The organism is Neisseria sp. P0022.S010 (genome assembly GCF_051956635.1).
The window spans coordinates 1-8,652 of the sequence record NZ_JBQCXF010000106.1 but is presented as its reverse complement, the minus strand read 5'-3'; the positions used below and the strand labels follow the sequence as shown (position 1 = coordinate 8,652).

Genomic DNA, 8,652 nt, shown 5'->3' with positions numbered 1-8,652 from the left:
GGTGTACGGTCTTTGTTTTATCAATCAGCCTGAATTAAACATAAAAAACAGATACTTCACCTTGCTTTAGCTCAAAAGAAATATTATTACATTTAGCTTCTGTATTAAAAAAGGCCGTCTGAACGTTGAGGTTTCAGACGGCCTTGTTTTGATTTTTTAAACTTACAAATGTGCCAGCTTTGCATTGCCTTCGCGAGGAATAGGGCGCGGATTGCCTTGTGAATCGATGGCGACGTAAGTGAATACGGCTTCGGTGACCAGTTGGCGGTCTTCCGTTACCATATCGTTCATCAAAGTCTTCACCCACACTTCGATTTTCAGTTGCAAAGAAGTATTGCCTACGCGGACGCAATGACCGTAGCAGCATACGACGTTGCCGACCTTTACTGGTCTGATGAAATTCATTTCTTGAACGGCCACGGTTACAATTCGTCCCTGTGCGATTTCTGCCGCCAAAATACCGCCGCCCAGATCCATTTGCGACATAATCCAGCCGCCGAAGATATCCTGATTAGGATTGGTATCGCGCGGCATGGCTACCGTACGCAATAAAAGTTGTCCTTCTGGTGCAGCATGTGTTTGTTTGTTGTCAGACATAAATAATCCTGTCAAAAAAGTGCTATTTTACGCCATTTGTAGCAATAAACCTATGTAGGCCGTCTGAAAAATCAGCAGGCAAAGTGTTACAATCAACATATTCATCAGACAAAGGAGAAAGTTCATGCATCCGATTCAAGAACCAAGAAATAGCGGCCTTTTGCGCGTATCCGACATTCACGAAATCTACTGGGAAGAATCAGGCAATCCTGATAGACACCCCGTGATTTTCCTGCATGGCGGCCCCGGAGCAGGGGCATCACCTGCCTGTCGCGGCTTTTTCAATCCAGAGCATTTCCGCATCGTCATTATCGACCAACGCGGTTGTGGACGCTCTAAACCCTATGCTTGTGTTGAAGACAACACCACATGGGACTTGGTTGCCGATATTGAAAAAGTACGCGAAATGCTCGGTATCCAAAAATGGCTGGTTTTCGGGGGCTCATGGGGCAGCACCTTGTCGCTGACTTATGCCGAAACCCATCCCGATCGCGTCAGCGGCTTAGTTTTGCGCGGTATTTTCCTGTGTAGGCCGTCTGAAATGGCATGGTTGAACGAAGCAGGCGGCGTCAGCCAAATTTATCCGGCTCAATGGCAAAAATTCATTGCCCCCGTGGCCGAAAACAAACGCCAAGCCCTAATTAAAGCCTACCATGAAATGCTGTTCAGTGAAGATGAAGCTACGCGTCTCAAAGCAGCCAAGTCATGGGCTGACTGGGAAAGCTACCTTATTCAGTTTGAACCTAAAGACGTGGATGAAGATCCGCAAGCCTCCCTTGCCATCGCAAGAATGGAAAACCATTACTTCGTGAACGAAGGCTGGTTGCAGGGCGATAAAGCCATCTTGGCAAACATCGACAAAATCCGCCATATCCCAACCATCATCGTCCAAGGCCGCTACGACCTATGCACCCCGATGCAAAGCGCGTGGGAGCTCTCGCAAGCCTTCCCTGAAGCAGAATTGAGAATCGTCCAAGCAGGCCACTCTTCTTTTGATCCTTCGCTTTCTGAGGCTTTAGTGAAAGCAGTGGAGGATATTAGAAGCAAGTTATAAAGCTTAATAAATGACAATGCCGTCTGAAAAGTTTCAGACGGCATTTTTAATCAAAGCTTGCTAGATATTAAACGGTAAATGTTTATATGCAATATAATTGAGTATGAATACTACCTGGTATATGATTTATAAATTAACTAATTAGTGATGGTAAGCTTTACCATTGCTTGCATCTGTAAGGTAGATGGACAATATTAGTTTTTACAATCCCATCTAATGGAAACTTGCATGATTGCGAAATCATGGGTAACCAAGTTGCTGTTGAAACATGTAGAAAAATTGCTTGGGTAACATGTGTTTCTTAAAAATCTATAATTAATTTCATTTTAGGAAGTTGGATGACTGACAAAATTGCTCATGCTCGCCGGGACTCATCAAAAAATTGGCATTCCCATCCCCTGCAAAAACATCTACAAAAAGTCGCCCAACTCGCCAAACGTTTTGCAGGGCGTTATGGGTCGTTGTTTGCTGAATATGCGGGGCTTTTGCACGATTTGGGGAAATTTCAGGAAGTTTTTCAGAAATATATCCGTAATGCATCCGGATTTGAAAAAGAAAATGCCCATTTGGAAGATGTCGAATCTACCAAGTTGCGCAAAATTCCGCATTCCACTGCCGGCGCCAAATATGCGGTAGAACGTCTAAATCCATTTTTCGGGCATTTGCTGGCATATCTGATTGCAGGACACCATGCGGGATTAGCGGATTGGTATGACAATGGGAGCTTAAAGCATCGTCTGCAACAGGCAGATAATGAATTGGAGGCCTCTTTGTCGGGCTTGGTGGAGAGCGGTTTGCCCAAAGATTTTTTCCCGTTATCCGATGATGACTTGATGCGGGATTTTTTTGCGTTTTGGGAAGACGGGGCAAAGCTGGAAGAGCTACATATTTGGATGCGTTTTCTCTTTTCTTGTTTGGTGGATGCCGATTTTTTGGATACCGAAGCCTTTATGAACGGCTATGCCGATGCCGATACTGCGCAGGCTGCCGGATTGCGCCCTAAATTTCCCGGTTTGGGTGAGTTGCACCGGCGATATGAGCAATATATGGCGCAACTTTCAGAAAAAGCAGATAAAAATTCATCTTTAAACCAAGAACGTCACGCCATTTTGCAGCAATGTTTTTCCGCCGCCGAAACCGACCGCACTTTGTTTTCTTTGACCGTGCCGACCGGTGGCGGTAAAACTTTAGCGAGCTTGGGGTTCGCTTTGAAGCATGCGCTGAAGTTCGGCAAAAAACGCATTATCTACGCGATTCCCTTCACCAGTATTATTGAGCAGAACGCCAATGTTTTCCGCAAAGCATTGGGCGATGACGTGGTATTGGAACACCACAGCAATTTGGAAGTGGCCGATAACAAAGAAACCGCCAAAACCCGCTTTGCCACGGAAAATTGGGACGCGCCGCTGATTGTTACCACTAACGTGCAACTGTTTGAAAGCCTGTTTGCGGCGAAAACCAGCCGTTGCCGCAAGATTCACAATATTGCCGATAGCGTGGTGATTTTGGATGAAGCCCAGCAGCTTCCGCGCGATTTCCAAAAGCCGATTACCGACATGATGCGGGTGTTGGCTCGCGATTACGGCGTTACTTTTGTGCTGTGCACGGCAACTCAGCCTGAACTTGGCAAAAATATCGACGCATTCGGCCGCACCATTTTGGAAGGCCTGCCGGACGTGCGCGAGATTGTGGCAGACAAAATTGCCTTATCGGAAAAACTGCGCCGCGTCTGCATCAAAATGCCGTCGTCAAACGGCGAAACGCAAAGCTGGCAGGAAATTGCCGATGAAATCGCCGCGCGTCCGTGCGTTTTGGCGGTGGTCAATACGCGAAAGCACGCCCAAAAACTATTTGCCGCCCTGCCTTCTGACGGCATCAAACTGCATTTGTCCGCCAATATGTGCGCCACACACCGCAGCGAAGTCATTGCGTTGGTTCGCCGATATTTGGCACTGTATCGCGCAGGCAGCCTGCACAAGCCTTTATGGCTGGTCAGCACGCAGTTGATTGAAGCCGGCGTGGATTTGGATTTCCCTTGCGTTTATCGGGCGATGGCAGGACTGGACAGCATTGCCCAAGCGGCGGGGCGGTGCAACCGTGAAGGCAAACTGCCACAGTTGGGTGAAGTGGTCGTGTTCCGTGCCGAGGAAGGCGCGCCCAGCGGCAGCCTGAAACAGGGGCAGGACATTACCGAAGAAATGCTGAAAGCAGGGCTGCTCGGCGACCCGCTTTCCCCGTCGGTATTTGCCGAATATTTCCGCCGGTTCAACGGCAAAGGCGATGTGGACAAACACGACATTACAAGACTCTTGACGGCAGAATCATCCAATGAAAATCCGCTGGCAATCAAATTCCGCACTGCTGCCGAACGCTTCCGCCTGATTGATAACCAAGGCGTGGCACTCATTGTGCCGTTTATCCCATTGGCTCATCGGGAAGAAGGCGGCAGTCCGCAAATCGTCAAAGCAAACGAGCTGGACGATTTTTTCAGACGACATCTGGACGATGTGGAAGTTTCAGAATGGCAGGATGTTTTGGACAAACAACGCTTTCCGCAGCCGACCGACCATTCCTTCGGACAAACCGACCAACCACCGCTGCCAGAGCCGTTTGAACGCTGGTTCAGCTTGTTGGAAAACGACCCGCTCAAAAACAAATGGGTTTACCGCAAGCTGCAACGCTACACAATTACCGTGTATGAACACGAACTGAAAAAGCTGCCTGCACATGCCGTTTTTTCCAGGGCGGGATTGCTGGTGTTGGATAAGGGCTATTACAAAGCCGTGCTTGGTGCGGATTTTGATGATGCAGCTTGGCTACCTGAAAATTCGGTTTTATGAAAAATGCCCCTATTGCTAGGGGCATTTCGTCATTTTTAACATAGCACTATGGTTTCAACACACAGCCACCCGAAGGCGGCCGACCGTTCACAACTCATTTATTTAAAGCATAGAAAAGTCGTTGAACGTGGGTACATTTTACAGCACATTAAAAAATAAGCGAATGATACTTGACAAATAAAGCTAAAATTAATTAATATAGCTCTATGGAAATTATTAAGGAGGCGATATGAGTTTCATCCTAGAAATCAGTGGCGATTTGGCATGCTTCACAAGGCCTGAATTAAAGGTGGAAAGGGTTAGTTATCCTGTGATAACGCCGTCTGCCGCCAGAAACATCTTAATGGCGATATTGTGGAAGCCGGCGATTCGCTGGAAGGTCTTGAAGATAGAAATCCTAAAACCGATTCAGTGGACGAATATCCGCCGTAACGAAGTGGGAACCAAAATGAGTGAGCGTAGCGGCTCGCTCTATATTGAAGACAACCGCCAGCAGCGCGCATCCATGCTGCTGAAAGACGTTGCCTACCGCATTCACGCCGATTTTGACATGACAAGTGAAGCAGGCGAGGGCGACAACTACGTCAAATTTGCCGAAATGTTCAAACGGCGCGCAAAAAAAGGGCAGTATTTTCATCAGCCTTATTTGGGTTGCCGAGAGTTTCCCTGCCATTTCAGGCTGCTTGAAAAGGTTGAAGACGGTTTGCCGCGCGAAGACATCACCCAAGATTTCGGCTTTATGCTGTACGACATGGATTTCAGCAAATCCGACCCGCGCGATTCCAATAACGCCGAACCCATGTTTTACCAATGCAAAGCGATAAATGGCGTAATTACCGTGCCCCCAGCTAATAGCGAGGAGGTGAAACGATGATTCTGCACGCACTCACCCAATACTACCAACGCAAAGCCGAAAGCGATGGTGGTGTTGCCCCGGAAGGGTTTGAAAACAAAGAAATCCCGTTCATTATTGTTATAGACAAACAGGGTAATTTTATTCAGCTGGAAGATACCCGTGAGCTGAAAGGTAAGAAGAAAGTTGGCCGCACTTTTTTGGTGCCGAAAGGTTTAGGCAGGAGCGGTTCAAAATCCTACGAAGTAAGCAACATTTTGTGGGATCACTACGGTTATGTACTTGCCTATGCCGGAGAAAAAGGGCAGGAGCAGGCGGATAGACAGCATGCCAGCTTTACCTCCAAAGTAAACGAATTGAAACAGGCGCTGCCCGATGATGCAGGTGTTGCCGCCGTTGCCGCCTTTTTGGCTTCTGCGGCAGAAAAAAGCAAAGCCATGCAGGCTGCAAATTGGGTGGAATGTGCCAAAGTCAAAGGCTGTAATCTCAGCTTCCGCCTAGTGGATGAAGCGGTAGATTTGGTTTGCCAGTCAAAGGCGGTTCGGGCATATGTGAGTCAAGCCAATCAGGCGCAGTCCGATAACGTCCCAAAAGGCATTTGCCTGGTAACGGGCAAGCCTGCGCCGATTGCGCGGTTGCATAACGCCGTGAAAGGCGTGAACGCCAAGCCCGCCCCGTTTACATCGGTAAATCTGTCGGCTTTTGAATCATACGGCAAAGAGCAGGGCTTTATCTTTCCCGTGGGCGAGCAAGCCATGTTCGAATATACCACCGCCTTGAACACTCTGCTTGCCGGTAAAAACCACTTTCGTATCGGCGATGTAACAGCCATCTGTTGGAGCGCGAAACCGACTCCGTTGGAAGAGAGTCTTGCTTCGCTGATTAGCGGCGGCGGCAAAGACAATCCCGATGAGCATATCGATGCCGTTAAAACCCTTTATAAAAGCCTGTACAACGGCCAATACCAAAAACCTGACGGCAAAGAAAAATTCTACCTTTTAGGCTTATCGCCTAATTCCGCGCGCATTGTCGTCCGCTTTTGGCATGAAACCACCGTTGCCACCTTATCAGAAGGTATTGCGGCGTGGTATGACGATTTGCAGATGGTGCGCGGCGAAAACTCGCCGTATCCTGAATATATGCCGCTGCCGCGCCTGCTGGGAAATTTGGTGTTGGACGGCAAAATGGAAAACCTGCCGTCTGATCTAATCGCCCAAGTAACCGATGCCGCACTTAACAACCGAGTTTTACCCGTCAGCCTGTTGCAGGCTGCTTTGCGGCGCAACAAGGCGGAACAGAAAATTACCTATGGCAGGGCAAGTCTGCTTAAAGCCTATATCAATCGCGCAATCCGCGCGGGTCGTCTGAAAAACATGAAGGAGCTAACTATGAGCTTAGATAGAAATCGCCAAGACATCGGCTACGTGCTAGGGCGGCTGTTTGCCGTGCTGGAAAAAACACAGGATGAAGCCAATCCCGGCTTAAATGCCACTATTGCCGACCGCTATTTCGGTTCGGCAAGTAGCACGCCGATTGCCGTATTCGGTACTTTGATTCGTTTGTCTAAACATCACCTGAGTAAACTGAATACGGAAAAATACAGGGGAAAACGAATTTTTTTAGAAAAACTTTTTCAAGAAATTATCGGAAAAATAGATAATTTCCCCAATCATTTGGATATTAACCATCAAGTTTTATTTGGGATCGGTTATTACCACCAAAAACAAGATTTTTTCCAATCCAACTCAACTGAAACAATTAAACAGGAGCAAACGCTATGACTATTGAAAAACGTTACGACTTTGTCTTTTTATTTGACGTGCAAGACGGCAACCCCAACGGCGATCCCGACGCAGGCAACCTGCCGCGTATCGACCCGCAAACCGGTGAAGGTTTGGTAACCGATGTTTGCCTGAAACGCAAAGTCCGTAACTTTATCCAAATGACCCAAAATGACGAACATCACGACATCTTTATCCGCGAAAAAGGCATTTTGAACAACCTGATTGACGAAGCCCACGAGCAGGAAAACGTAAAAGGCAAAGAAAAAGGCGAGAAAACCGAAGCTGCCCGCCAATACATGTGCGGCCGTTATTACGACATTCGCACATTCGGTGCAGTGATGACTACCGGCAAAAATGCAGGACAAGTGCGCGGTCCCGTGCAACTGACTTTTTCTCGCTCTATCGATCCCGTCATAACCTTGGAACACAGCATTACCCGCATGGCGGTTACCAACGAAAAAGATGCCAGTGAAACCGGCGACAACCGTACCATGGGTCGCAAATTCACCGTCCCCTACGGCCTATACCGCTGCCACGGCTTCATTTCTGCCCATTTCGCCAAACAAACCGGTTTTTCCGAAAACGATTTAGAACTGTTTTGGCAGGCACTCGTCAATATGTTCGATCACGACCATTCCGCCGCTCGCGGACAAATGAATGCACGCGGGCTCTATGTGTTTGAGCATAGCGGTAGCTTGGGCGATGCACCTGCCGACAGCCTCTTCAAACGTATTCAGGTTGCTAAAAAAGACGGAGTGGAAGTAGCAAGGAATTTTGACGACTACCTTGTCAGCGTGGACGATCAAAATCTTGGCGAAACCAAGCTTTTGCGTAAATTAGGCTAAAAATGACCGCACTTTTAACCGAAAGCCAAGGGGAAAATCAGGACACGCGCCTGATTCCCCTTTCCGCCCTGCAACACTACGCCTTCTGCCCGCGCCAATGTGCGTTGATTCACAACGAGCAGGCGTGGGCGGAGAACTATTTGACCGCGCAGGGCAAGGCGCTGCATGAGCGGGTGGATTCGGGCGAGCCGGAAACGCGCAAGGGCGTGCGCTTTGAGCGGACGGTGCATGTTTCGGCGGAAAAATTGGGCATCAGCGGCGTGTTGGATTTGGTGGAAGTGGAAACGAAAACAGGTCGTCTGAAACCCGTGGAATACAAACGCGGCAAGCCCAAACCCGACCCGATGGACGAAATCCAGCTTTGCGCCCAAGGCTTGTGCTTGGAAGAAATGACGGGGCAAACCGTCTCTGAGGGCGCATTGTGGTATATGCAAACCCGCCACCGCGTCCCCGTCGTGTTTTCAGACGACCTACGCGCCCAAACACGCGCCACCATCGCCGCCGTGCGCGAACTCCTAAACAGCGGCCAAACCCCGCCGCCCGACTACGGCAAACGCTGCGAAGCCTGCTCGCTGATGGAGATTTGCCAGCCGGAGTTGCTGGGGAAGCGGGATAGGAGCGTAGGATATGTGGCAGGGTTGTTTGGGGAGTGATTTTATATCTTTATATATGAGAAGTT

General features: G+C 48.8%; 7 protein-coding genes. 6 read left to right on the top strand and 1 reads right to left on the bottom strand.

Going from position 1 to position 8,652, the window contains the following annotated elements:
• Positions 1–162: 162 nt before the first annotated feature.
• Positions 163–597, bottom strand: a complete 435-nt coding sequence (gene yciA, locus ACTHUT_RS10370; protein WP_003680677.1) for an acyl-CoA thioester hydrolase YciA — start codon at positions 595–597, stop codon at positions 163–165.
• A 124-nt stretch (positions 598–721) separates the two neighbouring features.
• On the opposite strand from yciA, the gene pip reads away from it, so the two are divergent.
• The 6 genes from pip (at position 722) to cas4 (ending at position 8,626) form a co-directional block, all read left to right on the top strand.
• Positions 722–1,651: a prolyl aminopeptidase gene (gene pip / locus ACTHUT_RS10365; protein WP_250600197.1), complete on the top strand. Its 930-nt coding sequence runs from the start codon at positions 722–724 to the stop codon at positions 1,649–1,651.
• Between the two features lie 338 nt (positions 1,652–1,989).
• Complete coding sequence (cas3, locus tag ACTHUT_RS10360; protein WP_250600199.1) at positions 1,990–4,491, top strand: CRISPR-associated helicase Cas3'; 2,502 nt, start codon at positions 1,990–1,992, stop codon at positions 4,489–4,491.
• Between the two features lie 229 nt (positions 4,492–4,720).
• Positions 4,721–5,365, top strand: a complete 645-nt coding sequence (gene cas5c, locus ACTHUT_RS10355; RefSeq protein WP_250600201.1) for a type I-C CRISPR-associated protein Cas5c — start codon at positions 4,721–4,723, stop codon at positions 5,363–5,365.
• Entirely contained in the window at positions 5,362–7,125 is a 1,764-nt protein-coding gene (cas8c, locus tag ACTHUT_RS10350; RefSeq protein WP_250600203.1) for a type I-C CRISPR-associated protein Cas8c/Csd1, read from the top strand. Before cas5c ends, cas8c begins: the two co-directional genes overlap by 4 nt.
• Positions 7,122–7,973 carry a type I-C CRISPR-associated protein Cas7/Csd2 gene (cas7c, locus tag ACTHUT_RS10345; protein WP_250600205.1) on the top strand — a complete coding sequence of 284 codons (852 nt, stop codon included), beginning with the start codon at positions 7,122–7,124 and terminating at the stop codon, positions 7,971–7,973. The genes cas8c and cas7c overlap by 4 nt, the downstream gene beginning before the upstream one ends.
• 2 nt (positions 7,974–7,975) lie before the next feature.
• Positions 7,976–8,626, top strand: coding sequence for a CRISPR-associated protein Cas4 (gene cas4 / locus ACTHUT_RS10340; RefSeq protein WP_440418778.1), 651 nt, complete (start codon positions 7,976–7,978; stop codon positions 8,624–8,626).
• Positions 8,627–8,652 lie beyond the last annotated feature (26 nt).